General features: G+C 69.4%; 16 protein-coding genes. 13 read left to right on the top strand and 3 right to left on the bottom strand.

The window, feature by feature from the left end; translation table 11 throughout:
- The first annotated feature begins 137 nt into the window (after window positions 1-137).
- A complete protein-coding gene (locus RN02_RS21145; protein ID WP_043316513.1) occupies window positions 138-1949 on the top strand; it encodes a DUF1302 domain-containing protein in 1812 nt (603 codons plus the stop codon).
- 13 nt (window positions 1950-1962) lie between these two features.
- Window positions 1963-3336: a DUF1329 domain-containing protein gene (locus RN02_RS21140; RefSeq protein WP_009623036.1), complete on the top strand. Its 1374-nt coding sequence runs from the start codon at window positions 1963-1965 to the stop codon at window positions 3334-3336.
- 66 nt (window positions 3337-3402) lie between these two features.
- Here the strand turns inward: RN02_RS21140 and RN02_RS21135 are convergent, their stop codons facing one another.
- Window positions 3403-4302 (bottom strand): LysR family transcriptional regulator, encoded by a 900-nt coding sequence (locus RN02_RS21135; RefSeq protein WP_043316512.1) that lies wholly within the window; start codon window positions 4300-4302, stop codon window positions 3403-3405.
- A gap of 153 nt (window positions 4303-4455) precedes the next feature.
- Between RN02_RS21135 and RN02_RS21130 the strand changes: the two genes are divergently transcribed.
- The 11 genes from RN02_RS21130 (at window position 4456) to RN02_RS31715 (ending at window position 18260) form a co-directional block, all read left to right on the top strand.
- A complete protein-coding gene (locus tag RN02_RS21130; RefSeq protein ID WP_009623032.1) occupies window positions 4456-5109 on the top strand; it encodes an NADPH-dependent F420 reductase in 654 nt (217 codons plus the stop codon).
- 71 nt (window positions 5110-5180) lie between these two features.
- Window positions 5181-6260: an AraC family transcriptional regulator gene (locus RN02_RS31725; protein WP_161796256.1), complete on the top strand. Its 1080-nt coding sequence runs from the start codon at window positions 5181-5183 to the stop codon at window positions 6258-6260.
- A 163-nt stretch (window positions 6261-6423) separates the two neighbouring features.
- Window positions 6424-8229, top strand: coding sequence for a DUF1302 domain-containing protein (locus RN02_RS21120; protein ID WP_043316509.1), 1806 nt, complete (start codon window positions 6424-6426; stop codon window positions 8227-8229).
- A 10-nt stretch (window positions 8230-8239) separates the two neighbouring features.
- The gene (locus tag RN02_RS21115; RefSeq protein WP_009623028.1) at window positions 8240-9607 is read left to right on the top strand and encodes a DUF1329 domain-containing protein; all 1368 of its coding nucleotides are present in this window, start codon (window positions 8240-8242) and stop codon (window positions 9605-9607) included.
- 10 nt (window positions 9608-9617) lie between these two features.
- Complete coding sequence (locus tag RN02_RS21110) at window positions 9618-10610, top strand: Ldh family oxidoreductase (RefSeq protein WP_043316508.1); 993 nt, start codon at window positions 9618-9620, stop codon at window positions 10608-10610.
- Window positions 10611-11178: 568 nt separating this feature from the next.
- A complete protein-coding gene (locus tag RN02_RS21105; protein ID WP_236695207.1) occupies window positions 11179-12240 on the top strand; it encodes an LLM class flavin-dependent oxidoreductase in 1062 nt (353 codons plus the stop codon).
- Window positions 12237-13187, top strand: coding sequence for a pyruvate carboxyltransferase (locus RN02_RS21100; RefSeq protein ID WP_009623025.1), 951 nt, complete (start codon window positions 12237-12239; stop codon window positions 13185-13187). Before RN02_RS21105 ends, RN02_RS21100 begins: the two co-directional genes overlap by 4 nt.
- Window positions 13188-13298: 111 nt before the next feature.
- Window positions 13299-14906: an AMP-binding protein gene (locus RN02_RS21095; RefSeq protein WP_043272000.1), complete on the top strand. Its 1608-nt coding sequence runs from the start codon at window positions 13299-13301 to the stop codon at window positions 14904-14906.
- 61 nt (window positions 14907-14967) lie between these two features.
- Window positions 14968-16080, top strand: a complete 1113-nt coding sequence (locus RN02_RS32620) for a flavin reductase (protein ID WP_043316504.1) — start codon at window positions 14968-14970, stop codon at window positions 16078-16080.
- 46 nt (window positions 16081-16126) lie between these two features.
- A complete protein-coding gene (locus RN02_RS21085; RefSeq protein WP_009623022.1) occupies window positions 16127-17467 on the top strand; it encodes a spinster family MFS transporter in 1341 nt (446 codons plus the stop codon).
- A gap of 115 nt (window positions 17468-17582) precedes the next feature.
- The gene (locus tag RN02_RS31715; RefSeq protein ID WP_052267779.1) at window positions 17583-18260 is read left to right on the top strand and encodes a TetR/AcrR family transcriptional regulator; all 678 of its coding nucleotides are present in this window, start codon (window positions 17583-17585) and stop codon (window positions 18258-18260) included.
- Window positions 18261-18314: 54 nt separating this feature from the next.
- Here RN02_RS31715 and RN02_RS21075 read toward each other — a convergent pair whose 3' ends face one another.
- Together RN02_RS21075 and RN02_RS21070 are read right to left on the bottom strand one after the other, a co-directional pair.
- On the bottom strand, window positions 18315-19181 hold the full coding sequence (locus RN02_RS21075) for a fumarylacetoacetate hydrolase family protein (protein WP_043316502.1): 867 nt from the start codon (window positions 19179-19181) through the stop codon (window positions 18315-18317).
- Window positions 19182-19245: 64 nt separating this feature from the next.
- Complete coding sequence (locus tag RN02_RS21070; protein WP_043316500.1) at window positions 19246-20175, bottom strand: VOC family protein; 930 nt, start codon at window positions 20173-20175, stop codon at window positions 19246-19248.
- Between the last annotated feature and the right edge of the window lie 19 nt (window positions 20176-20194).

The following is a 20194-nucleotide window of genomic DNA, read 5'->3' as shown; positions in this document are numbered from 1 at the left end:
GACGCCCTGATCGCCGCTGCCACCGGCGGTTGAGGGGAGGGGTTCGCGCCGGCCCGGCGGGCCGCGCGGTACATGCCAACCCCGCCGCGGCCGGGCCGCGGCGGACGTGGATCGAGTCATCCATCAAGGAGCGCCAAATGATAAGAACAATAAGGTTCGCCGGCTTCAGCCCGAAGATACTGGCGGTGGTGGTGGGCGTCGGCGTCAGTGCCGAGGCCTCGGCGGTCAATTTCAACATCGGCGAGATCCAGGGGCAGTTCGACTCCTCGCTGTCCATCGGCGCCAGCTGGAGCACCCAGAGTCCCAAGCAGGACCTGATCGGCGCGGCCAACGGCGGCCACGGCTTCACCCAGACCAACGACGACGGCCGGCTGAACTTCAAAAAGGGCGAGACCTTCTCGAAGATCTTCAAGGGCATCCACGACCTGGAGCTGAAGTACGGCGACTTCGGCGTCTTCACCCGCGGCAAGTACTGGTACGACTTCGAGCTCAAGGACGAAAGCCGCCAGTGGAAGGACATCGACGACCACGGCCGCAAGGAGGGCGCCAAGTCCTCCGGCTTCCAGCTGCTCGACGCCTTCGGCTACTACAACTACAGCATCGCCGAGAAGCCCGGCAGCGTGCGCCTGGGCAAGCAGGTGGTGAGCTGGGGCGAGAGCACCTTCATCCTCAACTCGATCAACAGCATCAACCCCATCGACGTCGCCGCCTTCCGCCGCCCCGGCGCCGAGATCAAGGAAGGCCTGATCCCGGTGAACATGGCCTTCATCTCCCAGGGCCTGACCGACCAGCTGTCGATGGAAGCCTTCTACCAGCTGGAGTGGGACCAGACCGTCATCGACAACTGCGGCACCTTCTTCTCCACCACCGACGTGGCCGCCGACGGCTGCCGGAGCAACTACAACATCCTCGACCCGGCCTCGGTCGCCGGCCTCAACGCGCCGGCGACCAAGGCCGTGCTCAACTCCCTGGGCGTCACCGTCACCCCCGAGGGCCTGATGGTGCCGCGCGGCGCCGACCGCGACGCGCGCGACTCCGGGCAGTGGGGCCTGGCCCTGCGCTGGCTGGGCGACAACACCGAGTACGGCGCCTACTTCATGAACTACCACAGCCGCACGCCCATCGTCAGCATGCAGAACGCCAACCGCGGCGACATCGGCAATGCCCTGCTGGCGCTTTCCAGCCCGGCCACCGCGGCGCTGGCCCAGCCGATCCTGCTCGGCCGCGGCAACTACTTCCTCGAATACCCCGAGGACATCCGCCTGTACGGCCTGAGCTTCTCCACCACGCTGCCGACCGGCACCGCCTGGAGCGGCGAGATCAGCTACCGGCCGAACATGCCGCTGCAGACCAACACCACCGACCTCACCCCGTTGCTGGCCACCACCGTGGCCGGCGGCTTCGCCAGCGGCGGCGTGGCCGGCGCGCTGGGGGCGGCCGGGCAGGTCAGCCACGGCTACATCCGCAAGGAGGTCACCCAGGCGCAGACCACCTTCACCCAGTTCTTCGACCAGGTGATGGGCGCCGAGCGCCTGACCCTGGTGGGCGAGCTGGGCCTGACCTACGTCGGCGGCATGACCGACGACGTCGGCGAGCGCTACGGCCGCGACGCCGTTTACGGCGTGCCGGAGAACCCGGCGGCGGCCAGCCGCTACGGCAGCCACGGCTTCTACACCTCGTCGTCCTGGGGCTACCGCGCGCGGGCCATCTGGGACTACCCCAACGTCATCGCCGGCATCAACCTCAAGCCCAACCTGGCCTGGTCCCACGACGTCGACGGCTACGGCCCGGTGTTCAACGAGGGCAGCAAGGCCGCCAGCATCGGCCTGGACGCCGACTACCAGAACACCTACACCGCCAGCCTTTCCTACACCAACTTCTTCGGCGGCGATTACAACACCATCAGCGACCGCGACTTCGTCGCGCTCAGCTTCGGCGTGAACTTCTGAGGAGGGAGCCTGCATGAACAAGCCCAAGATACAGTTGCACGGCATCGCCCTGGTCCTGAGCCTGCTGGCGGGCCACGCGCTGGCGGCGGCCACGCCGGACGAGCTGGCCAAGCTCGGCACTTCGCTGACTCCGCTGGGCGCGGAGAAGGCCGGCAACGCCGACGGCAGCATCCCGGCCTGGACCGGCGGCCTCAAGCCCGACGCCGCGCCGGTGACCGCCAATGGCTTCCTCGGCGACCCCTACGCCGGCGAGCAGCCGCTGTTCACCATCACCGCGAAGAACCTCGAGCAGTACCGCGCGCGCCTGTCCGAGGGGCAGCTGGCGATGTTCCAGCGCTACCCGGACAGTTACCGCATGCCGGTGTACACCAGCCACCGCTCCAACGCGGTGCCCGAGGCGATCTACGCGGCGGCGAAGGTCAGCGCCCGGAAGACCCGCCTGATCCCCAGCGGCAACGGCCTGGAAGGCTTCACCGACAGCCGCTACTACGCCTTCCCCATCCCCCACGACGGCCTGGAAGTGGTGTGGAACCACATCACCCGCTACCGCGGCGGCAACCTGCGGCGCCTGTACGTGCAGGCCGCGCCGCAGGTCAACGGCAGCTACAGCCTGGTCAACTTCGAGGACGAGGTGGCCTTCCCCGACAAGATGCCCGACCTGCCGGCGGACACCGCCGCCAACGCGCTGCTGTACTTCAAGCAGCAGATCACCGCGCCGGCGCGCCTGGCCGGCAACGTGCTGCTGGTGCACGACTTCCTCGACCAGGTGAAGCAGCCGCGCATGGCCTGGATCTACAACGCCGGCCAGCGCCGCGTGCGCCGCGCCCCGCAGGTGGCCTACGACGGCCCCGGCACCGCCGCCGACGGCCTGCGCACCTCGGACAACTTCGACATGTACAACGGCGCGCCGGACCGTTACGACTGGAAGCTGATCGGCAAGAAGGAGCTGTACATCCCCTACAACAACTTCCGCCTGGCCGCGCCGACGGTGAAGTACGCCGACATCCTCAAGGCCGGCCACACCAACCCGGAGCTGGCGCGCTACGAACTGCACCGCGTGTGGGTGGTGGAGGCGACGCTGAAGAGCGGCGAGCGCAACATCTACGCCAAGCGCCGCTTCTACCTCGACGAGGACAGCTGGCAGATCGCGATGTCCGACCTCTACGACGGCCGCGGCCAGCTGTGGCGGGTCGGCCGCGCCATGCTGATGCCCTACTACCAACGCGAAGTGCCGGCCTACGCCTTCGAGGAACTCGACGACCTGATCGCCGGGCGTTACATCGTCACCGGCCTGAGCAACGAGGAGAAGACCTTCGTGCAGTTCGACCTCAAGGCCTCGCCGGCCGACTTCACCCCCTCGGCGCTGCGCAGCACCGGGGTGCGCTGAAACCCGGTCACCGCCCTGTGCGCGTGAGCGGGCAGGGCGGTGGCGCCTTGCTCGCCAGCGTGGCGTTCAGGCCTGGCCGGCGCCAAGCTCCGCCACTACCTGGTCGACGAAGCTGCGCAGCTTCGGCGGCATGCGCCGGTCGCTGGCGTACAGCAGGTGCACCGGCCGCGCCGGCATCTGCAGCTGGGGGAACAGCCGCACCAGGCTGCCCCGGCGCAGGTCTTCGGCGAGCATCGCCTCGGCGCCGAGGAGGATGCCCAGGCCGTCGCGCGCCGCGGCTCGCTGGGCGCGCGCGTCGTTGACCTGGAAGCGGCTGCCGCGGGAGAAGTACTGCAGGCTTTCGCTGTCGAGCATCAGCCAGTCGCTGGCCGCCGCGGGCGACTGGAAGGTGAAGCCCAGGCACTGGTGCCGGGCCAGTTCGGCCGGGGCATGTGGCGTGCCGTACTCGGCCAGGTAGTCCGGCGAGGCGCAGGCCACCAGCCGGTAGGGCGCCAGCGGCCGGGCCACCAGGCTGGAGTCGCCCAGGGTGCCGATGCGGATGACCGCCTCGAAGCCGTCGTCGATCAGGTCCACCAGGCGGTCGTTGAGCGACAGTTCCACCTGCACCTCGGGGTGCGCGCGCAGGTAGCGGCCGAGCAGCGGCAGCAGGCAGTAGGTGCCGTAGGTCACCGGGGCGCTGATGCGCAGGCGCCCGCGCGGCACCGCGCTGTGGTTCAGGGCCAGGGCGTCGGCCGCTTCCGCCTCGGCCAGCACCAGCTTGCAGCGTTCGTAGTACTGCTGGCCGACCTCGGTGAGGCTCTGCCGGCGGGTGGTGCGGTTGAGCAGCTTGACGCCCAGGCGCTCCTCCAGTGCGCCGACGTGCTTGCCGACCATCTGCGAGGACATGCCCAGGGCCGCGCCGGCGGCGGAGAAGGAGCCGCTGTCGGCGGCCTTGACGAATACCGCCATGCTTTGCAGACGATCCATGCTTCAAAACTCGCGATTCAAAACCAATGGTTTCATAACTTGAAAGCGGAGGCCGATTTTTCCGCCTCCAGGTTTCAAATAGCATCCTGGCTTCCGGGTTGGCTGGCAAGCGCCAGCCGCCCCCCACCGAGAATGGACAACGGGAGACAGGCGATGCGTATCGGAATCATCGGGGCGGGCTTCATCGGCCGCGCCCTGGCAGAACTGGGCGTGAAGAACGGCTACGAGGTGATGCTCAGCAACTCCCGTGGCCCGCACACATTGACCAGCACCATGATCGCCCTGGGCTGCCGGATCGGCAGCGTGGAGCAGGCCGCCAGCTTCGGCGACCTGTTGCTGCTGGCGATCCCCTTCGGCCGCTACCGCGAGCTGCCGGCCCAGGCCTTCGCCGGCAAGATCGTGCTGGACGCCAACAACTACTACCCGCAGCGCGACGGCCAGTTCGCCGAGCTGGACAGCCAGGCGACCACCACCAGCGAACTGCTGGCGCAGCACCTGCAAGGCGCCCGCGTGGTCAAGGCCTTCAACGCCATCCTCGAACGCGACCTGGTCGCCGACGCGCGGCCCGCCGGCGCCGCCGACCGCCGCGCGCTGCCGATCGCCGGGGACGATGCGCAGGCCAAGCAGGCGGCCGCTGAACTGCACGAGCGCTTCGGCTACGACGTGGTCGACGCCGGCCCCCTGGCCGAGGGCTGGCGTTTCGAACGTGCCCGCCCGGCCTACTGCCGGCGCCTGGACAGCGCCGGCCTGCGCGCCGCGCTGGCCGATACCGGGCCCAACCAGGCCGAAGGCGCCTGGCGCAGCTGACGCGGCGCGGGGGAGGGCTCTGGCGCGGGGGATTCTGGTTTGCCCCGAGTGACTCCGATAGTATGGGCGGCATGCCCAAGAGTCCCTCCGCACCGCCCGCCGCCAGGCCCTCCCGGCCTGTTTCGCCGCAGGAAAAGATCGCTTTCGTACCGCTGCCCAGCTGGATCCAGGCAGCGGCGCGCTGCGGTTTCGCCATCGACCCCATCCTCCGCGAGATCGGCGTGCGGGTGGATGGCATCCGCCTCAACGAGGTCAGCATCAGCCTGGCCCAGTCCAGCCGGCTGATCGAGGCCTGCGTCGCCCGCTCCGAGGCGGCCAGGGCGCGTGGCGAGCATTTCCCCTTCGTCTTCGGCGAGTCCTTCGCCTTCGGCTCGATCCCCGAGATCGAGACCTACCTGGCCACCTGCACCACGCTGCGCAAGGCGCTGCGCGCGCTGGACTGGGTCAGCGAGCTGATGAGCCAGAGCCTGCGCATGACCCTGCACGAAAGCAGCCGCTACGCCCAGCTGCGCATCGACCTGGGCGACTACCAGGCCTGGCCGGCGCCGACGCGCTACTTCACCGAGGCCTGGCTGGCTTCGATGCTGCGCTTCACCCGCACGCTGATCGGCCGCAACGCCGTGGAACGCGTGCTGGTGCGCCATGCCGCGCCGGAGTATGGCGAACTCTATGCCCGCCACTTCGCTGCCGAAGTGCGTTTCGAGCAGCCCTGCAACGCCATCGTGCTGCCCCGCGAACTGCTCGACCAGCCGCTGTTCGGCGCCTTGCCCGAACTGCATCGGCAGGCCGAGGTGAGCATCGAGCAACGGGTTTCCCGGCTGACCTCGCAGGTGGGCATCAGCGGCCAGCTGGAACGGCTCTTCGGCGAGCGCCCGGCCTTGCTCAGCCTGGGCATCGAGGGCAGCGCCGAGGAACTCGGCATGCAGGTGCGCACCCTGCAGCGGCGCCTGCAGAGCGAGGGCGAGAGCTTCGCCGCGCTGCAGGCGCGCCTGCGCTTCCGCCAGGCCAGCAAGCTGCTGCGCGAAACCGACCTGGACCTGGACAGCATCAGCGAACGCCTCGGTTTCTCCGAACGGCGCGCCTTCACCCGGGCTTTCAGCCGCTGGGCCGGCATGTCGCCCAGCGTCTTCCGGCGTTCGCAGAAGGGCTGAGGGCCCGGCTGGCAGCGACCGCCTTCGACTGTCGTCTTCGGTCCCCTGGGCGTCGCGGGCGGTCCTAGTTGCGCCCCGGGCCTGGCCCTATCGTTCTGCCACACCCCCGCCGGCCAGGCGGGCGGTGCCAGAACAATAAGAGGCCCAGCCTCAGGAGCGCCGAATGACAAGAATAAATCGGCAGGCCAACCTTGCGTCGCAGGTACTGACCTTCTCGGTCGTACTGGGATTGGCCGCCCCCGCCCATGCCTACAACTTCACCCTCGGCGAGATCGAAGGCCAGCTCGACTCCTCGCTTTCCTTCGGCGCCAGCTGGGGGACCTCGAAAATCGACAGGAACCTGGTCGGCATCAACAACGGCGGGCGCGGCCCGACCGCCACCGGCGACGATGGCCGCCTCAACTTCAAGCGCGGCGAAACCTTCTCGAAGATCTTCAAGGGCATCCACGACCTGGAACTGAAGTACGGCGACTACGGTGCGCTGCTGCGCGGCCGCTACTGGTACGACTTCGAACTCAAGGACGAAAACCGGCCCTGGAAGGACATCGACGACCACGGCCGCGACGAGGGCGCCAAGGCCTCCGGCGGCGAAATCCTCGACGCCTTCGTCTACCGCAACTACGACATCGGCGGGCAGCCCGGCGCGGTGCGCCTGGGCAAGCAGGTGGTGAGCTGGGGCGAGAGCACCTTCATCGCCAACGGCATCAACGCCATCAACCCGGTGGACGTTTCCGCCCTGCGCCGCCCCGGCGCCGAGGTCAAGGAAGCGCTGATCCCGGTGAACATGCTCTCGCTGTCGCAGAGCCTCGGCGACTCGCTGAGCGTCGACGGCTTCTACCAGCTGGAATGGCAGAAGACCGTGGTCGACAACTGCGGCACCTTCTTCTCCAGCTCCGATGTGGTGGCCAAGGGCTGCAACGACAACAACCGCGTCGGCTCGCCGGCCATCGCGCCCCTGGAGCCCCTGGCGCGGGCCTTCGGCATCGGCTTCGACGTCGACGCCGAGGGCGTCGCCATCCCCCGCGGCAAGGACCGCGAGGCGCGCGACTCCGGGCAGTGGGGCCTGGCCCTGCGCTGGCAGACCGAGAACGTCGAATACGGCGGCTACTTCATCAACTACCACAGTCGCTCGCCGTTCCTCTCCACCCGGACGCCCAGCGGCCTGCTCGCGGTGGCCGCCAACCCGGCCTTCAACGCTGCCGCAGGGCCCCTGGCCGGCGGCCTGCTGCAGAGCGCCGCGCTGGGCACCGGCCAGTATTTCCTGGAATACCCGGAAAACATCCGCCTCTACGGCCTGAGCTTCTCCACCACGCTGCCCACCGGCACCGCCTGGAGCGGCGAGATCAGCTACCGGCCCAACGCGCCGCTGCAGATCAACACCACCGACCTGCCGCGGGCGCTGCTCAACCCCATCAGCGGTGGCCTCGCCTCGCCAACCATCCCCACCAGCGAGGGCGCCTACAACCAGGGCTACCGGCGCAAGGAGATCACCCAACTGCAGACCACCTTCACCCACTTCTTCGACCAGGTGATGGGCGCCGAGCGCCTGACCCTGGTGGGCGAGGTGGCCTACGACCACGTCGGCGGCCTGGAGAGCACTCACGACCTGCGCTACGGCCGCGACCCCAACTTCGGCAGCGTCGACGACCCGGCGCAGCGCGCCGAGTTCGGCACCGCAGGCTTCGTCACCCGCGACTCCTGGGGTTACCGCGTGCGCGCGCTGTGGGACTACAACAACGTGTTCGCCGGGGTGAACCTCAAGCCCAACCTGGCCTGGTCCCAGGACGTCGACGGCTACGGCCCCAACGGGCAGTTCAACCAGGGCGCCAAGGCCGCCAGCGTCGGCCTGGACGCGGACTACCTGAATACCTACACGGCCAGCCTTTCCTATACCAACTTCTTCGACGGCAAGTACAACACCCAGGGCGATCGCGACTTCCTCGCGCTCAGCTTCGGCGTGAACTTCTGAGGAGCCACAGATGCGTGCAACAACCCGATGGTTCGCTTCCCTGACCCTTTCCCTGCTGGCCACCAGCGTGCTGGCCGCGGCCACCCCCGACGAGGCCGCCAAACTCGGTAGCAGCCTCACCCCGCTGGGCGCGGAGAAGGCCGGCAACGCCGACGGCAGCATCCCGGCGTGGACCGGCGGCCTGCCGACCGATGCCGCGCCGATCGCCGCCGGCGGCTTCGTCGGCGACCCCTATGCCGGCGAGAAGCCGCTGTTCGTGATCACCGCGCAGAACCTGCAGCAGTACCGCGGCAAACTCACCGAGGGCCAGCTGGCGCTGTTCCAGCGCTACCCGGACAGCTACCGCATCCCGGTGTACAGCAGCCACCGCAGCGCGGCGCTGCCGCAGAAGATCTACGACCTGGCCAAGGTCAGCGCCCAGCGCACCAGGCTGGTGGAGGGCGGCAGCGGCCTGGCCGATTTCACCGACAGCCGCTATTACGCCTTCCCCATCCCGCACAACGGCCTGGAGGTGATCTGGAACCACATCACCCGCTACCGCGGCGGCACCTTGCGGCGCTCCATCGTGCAGGCGGCGCCGCAGACCAACGGCGAATACAGCCTGGTCAACTTCGAGGACGAGATCGCCATGCCCGACGGCCTGCCCGACCTGCCGGCGGACAAGGCGGCCAACCTGCTCTTCTACTACAAGCAGAAGGTCACCGCGCCGGCGCGCCTGGCCGGCAACGTGTCGCTGGTGGCCGAGACCATCGACCAGGTCAAGGAGCCGCGCCTGGCCTGGGTCTACAACGCCGGCCAGCGCCGCGTGCGGCGCGCCCCGCAGATCGCCTACGACGGCCCCGGCACCGCCGCCGACGGCCTGCGCACCTCGGACAACCTGGACATGTTCAACGGCGCGCCGGACCGCTACGAGTGGAAGCTGCTGGGCAAGCGGGAAATCTACATTCCCTACAACAACTACCGGCTGGCCTCGCCGCAGCTGAAATACGCCGACATCCTCAAGCCCGGGCACATCAACCAGGACCTGACGCGCTACGAGCTGCACCGCGTGTGGGTGGTGGAAGCGAGCCTGAAGAGCGGCGAGCGCAACATCTACGCCAAGCGCCGCTTCTACCTCGACGAGGACAGCTGGCAGATCGCCGAGTCGGAGCTCTACGACGGCCGCGGCCAGCTCTGGCGGGTGGGCGAGGCGCAGTTGTACCAGCAGTACGACAAGCAGATCCCGGTGTACGCCCTGGAAGCCTTGTATGACCTGATCGCCGGGCGCTACATCGCCATCGGCCTGGGCAACGAGGAAAAGGCGCCTGTGCAATACGGGATCGAGCTTTCTTCCAGTGACTTCAGCACCGCAGCACTGCGCAACGACGGCGTGCGCTAAGGGAGGCGATATGTTTCTGAGTATCCAGCAGGCCCGCGAACTGGCCGAAGCCGGCATGCGCGGTTGCGGCCACAGCGCCGAAGAGGCGAGGGTGATCGCCGACCACCTGATCGACTGCGAACTGCGCGGGCTGTCCTATGGCGGCCTGCCGCGGGCGCTGTCGATCATCGAGCGGATCGCCGCCAGCCCCACGCCGCCGCGGCCGATCCGCATCGAGCGGGAAAGCGCGGTGTCGGCGGCCATCGACGGCGGCGACCAGGTCGGCTACCTGGTCGCCCAGCGCGCCACCGACCTGGCCATCGCCAAGGCCCGCGACAGCGGCGTGGCCGTGGTCGGCGCCCGCCAGACCTGGTACACGGGGATGTTCTCCTACTACCTGGAACAGGTCACCGGCGCCGGCTTCGCCGGCATGATCGCCGGCAGCGGCGGGCACATAGTGGCGCCCCACGGCGGCACCGAAAAGCGCTTCGGCACCAACCCCATCGCCTTCGGCTTCCCCACCCCGACGGCGCCGATGATCTGGGACATCGGCACCTCCAGCGTGATGCTCGCCGAGGTGCTGCTGAAGCTGCGCCTGGGCGAGCGGCTGGCGCCGGGCCTGGCCTTCGACGGGCAAGGCCAGCCGACCCGCGAACCGGCCGAAGCCCTGGCCGGCGCCTTCAGCGTCTGGGGCGGCCACAAGGGCTCGGGCCTGGCGCTGGTGGTGCAACTGCTGGGCATGCTCTGCGGCGCCGCGGCGGCCCCCGAGGGGCTGCGCGATTGCGGCTTCTTCCTGCTGGTGGTGGACCCCGGCCTGTTCGGCGAGCGCGAGGCGTTCCGGCAGAGGGTGGGCGAGTATCTGGAAAGCCTGCGTGCGACTCGTCCGCTGGAGGAAGGTAGGCCGGTGAGGGTGCCGTTCGAGCGGTCGGCGGCGGAGCGTGAGCGGCGGCTGGCGGAGGGGCGGGTAGAGGTGGAGGAGGTGGTGTATCAGGCTCTGGTGAAGGTCGCTGGGACTGGAGGGTGAGGGAAGGGGAGTATGGTTTGGCGCTGGAGCGGTGTTGACGTCCGCAACCCTCTCCCCAGCCCTCTCCCTGAAGGGAGAGGGGGCCGTTCGGTGTGTGCGGGAAGTCAGCAGTTATCCTGATACTCCTTTCGCTCTTGAAACCTCCGTTGTTCCAGGATGACACCAAGCCCCAAATCCGCTCAGGACAGCCCCCTCTCCCTTTAGGGAGAGGGCTGGGGAGAGGGGCGGAGTCCATCCAGCACACCACAACCACCGGCGAACACCTTTCTCGAGCAAGCTCGCTCCTACACTGCAGGAAAAACACCAACGTAGGATGGGTTGAGCGAAGCGATACCCATCGTCACGACCGCATGGGTTTCGCCAAGGCTCAACCCATCCTACGAAAAGCAGCGCACAAACGCCGTTTCCCACCCCTGGGAAACGGCGTTTTCATTTGCCTGCCATACCCTGCATCGAGAACCTTCCAGTCTGTCGTCTTCGGTCCCCTGTCCGTCGTGGCCTGTCCTATGGAGCCCCGCGGCCGCGCCCTATAGTCGCCTCAAGCTCATCGCCGCTCCCCGTGGCGGCGATGCCCCATAACAACAACGAGGAACGGCAGCAGATGGTCAAGATATTCACCGTGGACAGTCCCTTCGAGAACAACGTCCCCAGCCCCGAGGCACTGGCGCGCCAGGCGCGCAAATGGGAGGCGGCGGAGGTCATCGACTACGTACTCTGCGGCTATTCGTCCCTGTGGCCGCACAACCTGGTGACTTCGCCGCTGCTGTTCGCCGAAAGCAGCCGCGTCAAGCTGATCGTCGCCCACCGCCCGGGGGTCATGCACCCGGCCGCCGCGGCGCGCTGCTTCGCCACCATGGACGTGATGTCCGGCGCGCGCCTGGCGATCAACTTCGTCACCGGCTCCTCGGACAAGGATGTGCACCGCGAGGGCGACTACGCCGACAAGGCCACTCGCTACGAGCGCGCCGGCGAGTACGTGGAAGTGATGAAGCGCTGCTGGAGCGAGCCGAAGTCCTTCGACTACCAGGGTGAGTTCTACCGCGCCGAGGCCGTGCGCCAGCTGCTGCGTCCGCTGAAGAACCACGTGCCGGTGTTCATGGGCGGTGACAGCGACGCGGCCATCGAATTCGGCGCCCGCCATGCCGATACCTACATGCTCTGGGGCGAGCCCCTGGCCGGCACCCGCGAGCGTATCGAGCGGGTGCTCGCCGCCGCCGAGAAGCATGGGCGCAAGCCGGAATTCTCGCTGAGCCTGCGGCTGTTCCTGGGCGAAACCGACGAGGCCGCCTGGGCCGCCGCCCACGCCGCCGAGGACACCATCCTCGCCGCCCAGGGCAGCAACCGCTTCGCCCGCTCCAGCGCCGGCGACACCTCGGTGGGGCGCGAACGCCAGTTGTCGCTGACCAACGCCGACGTCCACGACGACTGCTTCTGGAGCGGACTGGTCAAGCTGCTCGGCGGCTTCGCCAACTCGGCGGCGCTGGTCGGCACCCCGGACCGCGTCATGGCCACCCTCAAGCAGTACCACGCCCTGGGCATCGGCGCCTTCCTCTTCACCGGCGGCGCCGATGGCCTGTGGGAACCGTCGCTGAAGGACTTCCTGGTGCGCGTCAAGCAGGAGCTGCAATGAAGCCGGTGCGCCTTCGCGACATCTCGCCGCGCCTGGCCTTCCAGGCACGGCCGGCGAGCACCGCGCAGAAGATCGAGCTGGTCGACCGCCTGAGCGCGGCCGGGATGCGCGCCATCGAGGTGTCGTCCTTCGTCCACCCGAAGCTGGTGCCCGGGCTGGCCGACGCCGAGCAGGTGTTCGCCGGCGTGCAGCGCCGCGAGGGGCTGTCGCTGGAGTGCTGCGTGGGCAACCTCACCGGCCTCAAGCGCGCCATCGACGCCGGCGCCCACGTCGCCTGGTTCCTGCTGGCCGCCGACGAAGCCTTCGCCCGCGCCAACATCGGCCGCTCCATCGACGATTCCCTGCTTGAGCTTGAGAAGATGCGCGAGCTGGCCGAGGGCACCGGCACCGGCCTGGGCACCTATATCATCGCCGCCTTCGGCGGGCCCATCGGCCTGCCGCGCGGCCCGGCCAGCGTGCGGCCGCTGGCCGAGCGCCTGCTGGCCATGGGCGTCGAGCACTGGATCCTGGCCGACTCCTGCGGCTACGCGGCGCCGCCGCAGGTGCGCGCCATGGTCGAGTTCGCCGCCGGGCTCACCGGCATCGACCGGCTCAACGTGCAGGTCCACGACAGCCGCGGCATGGGCGTGGCCAACGTCGCCGAGCTGGCGCGCCTGGGCGTGGCCAACATCGATACCGCCCTGGCCGGTTCCGGCGGCCATCCGGCGGCGCCGGGGGCCTCGGTGGGTGGCGTCTGCACCGAGGACGCGGTGCAATTGCTGGAGCTGATGGGCGTGGACACCGGGCTGGACCTGGGCGCGCTGATCGACACGGCGAACTGGCTGGACGCTATCCTCGGCGCAGGCGAGAAGGGTTTCACCCGGCGCGTCGGCAAGGTACCGCTGGACCAGGCCGAGCTGGAAGCCTTCCGCAAGGCCCAGGGTACCTTCGACTGGGCCAGGCGATAGAACACAGGGCCTGCGTGCCCGGCCGCCAGGCGCCACAGAGCGCCGCCGGCCGGTAGCCCACGAAACATGTGCCCGGTATGCCGGGCCACCATAACAACAAGAGGCGAATCCATGAACGTGCATGACTTAGAGGACCTTGGCGGCGGCACCCTGACCGGCCTGCTGGCCCGGCGCGCCCGGCAGGCGCCGGACAACCCGGCGCTGCTGTTCGAGGGCCGCGAGTACAGCTATGCCGAGCTGAACCGCGAGGCCGACCGGCTCGGCTCGGCGCTGATGGCGCAGGGCCTGGGCAAGGGCGACGTGCTGGGCGTGTTCCTCGGCAACCGTCCGGAATACCTGTTCACCACCCTCGGCTCGTCCCGCGCCGGGCTGGTCAACGTGTCGATCAACAACGCCTACAAGGGCGAGTTCCTGCACTACGCCCTGGAGCATTCCGGGGTGCAGATACTCATTACCGACTCGCGCCTGGCCCAGGCCGTGGCCCAGCTCGACGAACTGCCGCCGACGCTGCGCACCCTGGTCTACCTCGGCGACGAAGCGCCAGGCATCGACGCGCCGGGGCTGCGGGTGCTGTCCTGGGCCGAGCTGCTCGCCGGCGCCAGCGACGCGCCGCAGTTCCCCCGCGTGGAATACCACGACATCGGCGCCATCAGCTTCACCTCCGGCACCACCGGCAAGAGCAAGGGCGTGGTCGCGCCGCACCTGCAGGGCGTGATCATGGCGCGGGAGACCGCCCAGGCCTTCGGCCTCACCCCGCGCGACCGGCTGTACACCTGCATGCCGCTGTTCCACGGCATGGCCCAGGTGACCACCTGCGCCGCGGCCATCTACGCCGGCGCCTGCATCATCCTGTCGCCGCGCTTCAGCGTCAGCAACCTGTGGAACGAGGTGCGTGAAGCCCGCGCCACCCAGTTCAACGCCCTGGGCTCGATGCTGCACATGCTGCTGTCCACGCCGCCGTCGCCGCGCGACCGCGAGCACGACGTGCAACTGGTGTTCGCCGCGCCCGCGCCAGCCGAGGTGCTCTACCGCTTCGAGGCGCGCTTCGGCGTGCACGTGCTCGAAGGCTACGGCCAGACCGAGATCAAGAACGTCCTGTACAACCCGCGCCAGGGCCGCAAGGTCGGCTCGCTGGGCAAGCCGACCGCCTCGTCGATCCTGGAAATCCACGACGAGCAGGGCAACCGCCTGGCGCCCGGCCAGGTCGGCGAGATCGTCTACCGCCCGCGGCTGCCGCACATCATGCTCAGCCACTACCACCGCAACCCGACCGCGACCCTGGAGAAGATGGCCGGCCTGTGGTGGCACACCGGCGACCTGGGCTCGATGGACGAGGACGGCTTCTTCTACTTCCACGACCGCAAGTCCGACTCGCTGCGCCGGCGCGGCGAGAACATCTCCTCGATGGAGCTGGAGCGCGCCCTGGCGGCCTTCCCCGGGGTGGTGGACGCGGCGGCCATCGGCGTGCGCTCGGACCTGGGCGAGGACGAGGTGATGGTGGTGGTGGAGCACCACGCCCCGCAGGCGCTGGACTTCAGCGCGCTGTTCCAGCACTGCGTGCGGCAACTGCCGCGCTTCATGGTGCCGCGCTACTACCGCGTGGTGCAGGTGCTGCCGCGCACGCCCACCGGCAAGGTGCTCAAGGTCCCCCTGCGCGAAGCCGGGCTGACCGCCGACACCTGGGACCACGTCGCCGTCGGCCTCACGGTTCCGCGCTGAGCCGCGGCTTTCCTCTTCGATCTCGCGGCCGCCCGGCGCGGCCCCTTGCAGGTATGACGACATGACTCTCTCCGTCGCTCCCTTCGACCAGCGGCAACTGCGCGACGTCCTCGGCACCTTCGTCACCGGCGTCACCGTGGTCACCACCCGCGACGCCCGGGGCGTGGCCCACGGCGTCACCGCCAACTCCTTCAGCTCGGTGTCCCTCGACCCGCCGCTGGTGCTCTGGAGCCAGGCGCTGACCTCGCGCAGCTTCGAGGCCTTCCGCGACAGCCGGCATTTCGCGGTGAACATCCTGGCCCACGACCAGGTGGCGCTTTCCGGGCACTTCGCCAAGTCCCGCGAGGATAAGTTCAACGGCGTCGAGCACCACGACGGCCACGGCGGCGCGCCGGTGCTGGCCGGCGCGGCGGCGCACCTGGAATGCGAGCAGGTGGCCGCCTATCCCAGCGGCGACCACCTGATCTACATCGGCCGGGTGCTGCGCATCGGCCACGCCAACCGCCGGCCGCTGGCCTTCGCCGGCGGCCGCTACATGCTCGCGAATTCCTGGGACCTGGAGGCTTCCTACCTGCAGTTCGAACAGGCCCCGGCCTTGCCGCCGCAGGCCCTGCGCAACGTCGTCGCGGCGCTGCCGGAGCTGGCCGCGAGCCTGGGCGAGCACAGCCTGTGCCTGGCGGCCTGGGGCAACCGCGGGCCGGTGGCGCTGCACTGGGAGGCGTCGCGCCAGCCGGTCAGCGAGCACCTGGTCAGCGGCCTGGTCATGCCGGTCACCCGCTCGGCCACCGGCCAGGCCTTCGCCGCCTTCCTGCCGGAGGCCTGGACCACGCCCTTCATCGAGGAGGAACTGCGCCAGTTCGCCGAGCCTGGGCAGGACCTCGATGCACGCCGCGAGCAGTTCCGCGCGGCCCTCGACGAGGTGCGCCGGCGCGGCCTGGCCCGCGAGCTGGGGCCGGCGCCGGCGCGTTTGCACAAAACCGCGGTGAATACTTTCAGCGCACCCATTCGCGACACGAATGGTGACATGATCATGGCGTTGACCTTGGCAGGCAGCCCGGCACGCCTGGGTGCAGACTGGGAGGGCGAGGTGCCCCGGCGCCTGCTCGCGGCCGCCGCCGAACTGTCCCGGCAACTCGGCCACCCGGCGGCGGGCTCCGCGGCCTTGCCGCGCTGAAGCCCGGCGTGCCGGTGTCCATGACAACAAGAACAAGGGAAACACCATGCAGCAGCACAGCCAGCAGGCGGACAATGCCTGGCGCATCCTCTTCCTGCTTTTCCTCGCCAACCTGTTCAATTTCTTCGACCGCACCATCCCGGCGATCCTGGTCGAGCCGATCCGCCACGAGTGGAACCTCAGCGACTTCCAGCTGGGCCTGGCCGGCACCGTGTTCACCCTGGTCTACGCCATCGCCGGCCTGCCCCTGGGGCGCATGGCCGACCGCGGCTCGCGCAGCCGCATCATGGGTTGGGGCCTGGCCACCTGGAGCGGGCTGACCGCGCTCAACGGGCTGGCCTGGAACTACACCAGCTTCCTGCTCATCCGCATGGGCATCGGTGTCGGCGAGGCCAGCTACGGGCCGGCCGCCAGCTCGCTGATCGGCGACCTGTTCCCGGCCCACAAGCGCGCCCGCGCCATGGGCATCTTCATGCTCGGCCTGCCGCTGGGGCTGATCCTGGCGTTCTTCACCACCGGCGCCATCGTCAAGGCCTTCGACAGCTGGCGCGCGCCTTTCTTCATCGCCGCGGTGCCGGGGCTGCTGCTGGCGTTCTTCACCCTGCGCATCCGCGAGCCGGCACGTGGCGCGGCCGACGGCGTGGTTGCCGACAGCACGCCGGTGGCGCGCCCCATGCGCCGGGTGCTGGCGATCCGTACCTTCTGGTGGCTGATCCTCGCCGGGCTGGCGTTCAACTTCGCCAGCTACGCCTGCAACTCGTTCATGGTGCCGCTGCTGCAGCGCTACTTCCTGCTGCCGCTGGAGCAGGCGGGCATCGCGACCGGGCTGATCGTCGGCCTGACCGGACTGATCGGCCTCACCGCCGGCGGCTGGGTCGCCGACTACCTGCACCAGCGCAGCCGCAGCGGGCGCCTGCTGTTCGCCGCCTTCAGCATGCTGGTGGCCGCGCTGGCCACCGGCGGCGCCTTGCTCGCCGGGCGCATCGATACCGGCCTGTTCATCGCCGTGTTCGGCGTCGGCTGGCTGTTCTCCTACGCCTTCTTCACCTGCGTCTACACGGCGATCCAGGACGTCATCGAGCCGCGCCTGCGGGCCACCGCGATGGCCCTGTACTTCATCTTCCTCTACCTGCTCGGCGGCGGCCTGGGGCCGATCGTGGTGGGCCTGCTCTCCGACCACTTCTCGCACCTGGCGATGCTCGCCGCCGGCACCGGGCAGATGCGCGAGGAGTTCCGCGCCCTGGGCCTGCACGACGCCATGTTGCTGATCCCGGTGTCGCTGCTGCTGTGCATGCTGGCGCTGCTGATGGGGGCGCGCACCTACGCCGCCGATGCCCACCGGCAGAGCGCCGCGCTAAGCGAGGCCACGCCCCAGGGCGCCAGCTGAGGCCCGGTCGGCCGAGCGCCGCGGCCGACCAGCGCTCGGCCGGGCCACTGCTGTAGAGTACGCCTTCGCAAAGCTCCGCCCCGCGGAGCGCAAGGGCGTGATCGAAGGACGGCGCATGTCGAGCAGAAAGCCACACAACCAGCCCGGGGCGCCCGCGCCCCAAGCGGATGCCGGCGCGGCCACGCGCAACGCCAAGGCGCGTTCGCGCACCCGCGCCAAGCTGATCCGCGCGGCGCGCGAGGTCATGGGCCGGCAGGGCATCGAGGCCACCGCCATCGGCGAGATCACCGAGCGCGCCGAGCTGTCGCTGGGCTCGTTCTACAACTACTTCAGCAGCAAGGAAGCGATCGCCCGCGCGGTGTTCATCGAGGACGCCCTGGCCCTGGCGGACCTGCTGGACGCCGAGGCCGCGAACAGCCGCGACATCGTCGAGCAGGTCGGCCACAACATCCGCAGGACGCTGCACCATGCGCTGCACGACCCGGTGTGGGGCTGGTTCTTCATCCACTCGGCGCACAGCATCAACGACCTCGGCGCCACCCTCGGCAGCCGGCTGCTGCGGGACCTGCGCAGCGGCGCGCAGCAGGGATCGTTCGCCATTGCCGACGCGCAGGCCGCGGCCGATTGCATCATCGGCGGCTGCCTCTACCTGTTGCGGCAGATTCTCGAAGGCGAGCGGCAGGCCAGCGCCATCGAAGGCGCTGTGGAGTTCTTCCTGCTCGGCCTGGGCGTTGCCGGGGAAGCGGCCGGGCGGGTGGCGCACCGGCCGTTGGTAGCGGGTTCCAGCGCCTAAGGCTGGATGAAGGGAACCCCGCGCGGCTCGTGGCTGCGCGGGGGCGGGGCGAGGTCAGCGCGGTTCGGCGACCACGCGGTTCTCGATGTGGCCGATGCCGTCGATCTCCACGCGCATCACGTCGCCGACGGCGAGGAAGCGCGGCGGGTCCATGGCCAGGCCGATGCCGGCCGGGGTGCCGGTGATCAGGATGTCGCCGGGTTGCAGGGTCATCACCTGGCTGAGGTAGGCGATCTGCTTGGCGACGCTGTAGGTCATCTTCGAAGTGGAGGATTCCTGGCGCGTCTCGCCGTTGACCTGCAGGCGGATGTTCAGCGCCTGCGGGTCGGCGATCTCGTCGGCGGTGACGATCCACGGGCCGATCGGGCCGTGGGTGTCGAAGGACTTGCCGAGCGTCCAGGTCGGGCTCTTGGCCTGCCAGTCGCGGGCGCTGACGTCGTTGGCCACGAAGTAGCCGGCGACGTGTTCCAGGGCCTGTTCCTCATCGATGTAGCGCCCCGGCTTGCCGATCACCACGCCCAGCTCGGCCTCGTAGTCCATGCGCTCGCACACGGCGGGGTAGTGCACGTCGTCGAACGGGCCGGTGATGCAGGACACCTGCTTGCTGAACCACACCTGGGAGGTGGGGATGGGCACGCCGGCGCGGCGCGCTTCGGCTTCGTGGTCCTTGTAGTTCATGCCCAGGGCCATGAACTTGGACGGCCGCAGGATGGGCGCGCCCAGGCGCACCTCTTCCAGCGCCAGGCGGTTGCCGGCGTGGCCCTGCAGGGTGCGCGCGGCTTCCAGGGCCGCGGGCGAGGCGAGGATGTCGGCGACGTCGCGGGCGCCGGCGGGCAGCACTTCGGACAGGTCGATCAGGTACCGGCCCTCGACCTTGCCCAGGGAGGTGCGGCCGTTGTGGCTGTAGCGTGCGAGTTTCATGGGGTTTCCTCTTGTGCGTTGCCGCCCCGGGCGCTGGCCGGGGCGGGGCTGGGGTGGGGACGGCTCAGTTCAGGAAGTCCGGCGACAGCGGCGGTGCCCATTGCGCGAAGGCGTCCGGCGTGAGCGGCTCGTGGGTGGTGGGCGTGGCGTCGTTGACCAGGTCGCCGTCGGTCCAGTGCTCGATCTTGTTGCCGAAGGGGTCGCGCCAGTAGTCGAACACCTGGCTGCCCTGGATGTGCCGGCCGATGCCCCAGGCGTGCTGGCGCTCACGGGCCGCCAGGTGCTGGTTGCCGCGCACCAGGTCGTCCCAGTCCAGCACCTCGAAGGCGCTGTGGTCGAAGTCGCGCTCCTGGCTGCCGATGTTGATCAGCGCCACGGTGTGGTGATCGGTGTAGCGCTCGCCCAGGCCGCAATGCAGGAAGGCGGCGACCATGTTTTCCGGCGCCTGCGCGTAGTAGCTGTCGGAAATCCGCAGGCCCAGCACCTTCTGGTAGAAGTCCATCATGGCCGGGAAGTCGACGGTCTTGAGCACCACGTGGCCCAGGCGCATGACGTGCGAGGGGCCGGCCGGCACCCGCGCGGCCTGGCCCAGGCGCGGGCGCTGCTGGGCGTTGTTCAGGCGCAGCGCGGCGCGGGTGGGGGCGGCCTGGACCACTTCGCCGCCGTGCAGCAGGTCGACGCGGAAGCCGTCGGGGTCGGCGAGGGTGACGATGGAGCCGGCGCCCAGTTCGTCGTTGTCACGCACCTGGGTGCCGAACTCGGCGGCGATGCGCTGCAGGTCTGCCAGTTCCTGGGCGATGAAGCCGATGCCCAGGGCCTGGCGCGGGCCCAGCTGGGAGATGTGCAGCGGGTAGCCGCCGGTGTAGGAGCCCATGTACAGGGCGGTGTCGGTCCTGCGCTGTCGGCGCATGCCGAAGTCCTCGAGGAACGCGGCCTGGGCGTCCAGGTCCGGGACCTGGTAGCGGACGTAAGCGATGTCGCGCACGCTGATCATGTTTGTGCACTCTTGTTGT

The sequence above is a fragment of the Pseudomonas sp. PI1 genome (genome assembly GCF_000812405.1).
Classification (GTDB): Bacteria; Pseudomonadota; Gammaproteobacteria; order Pseudomonadales; family Pseudomonadaceae; genus Pseudomonas; species Pseudomonas citronellolis.
This window is presented reverse-complemented; position numbering and strand designations above follow the sequence as displayed.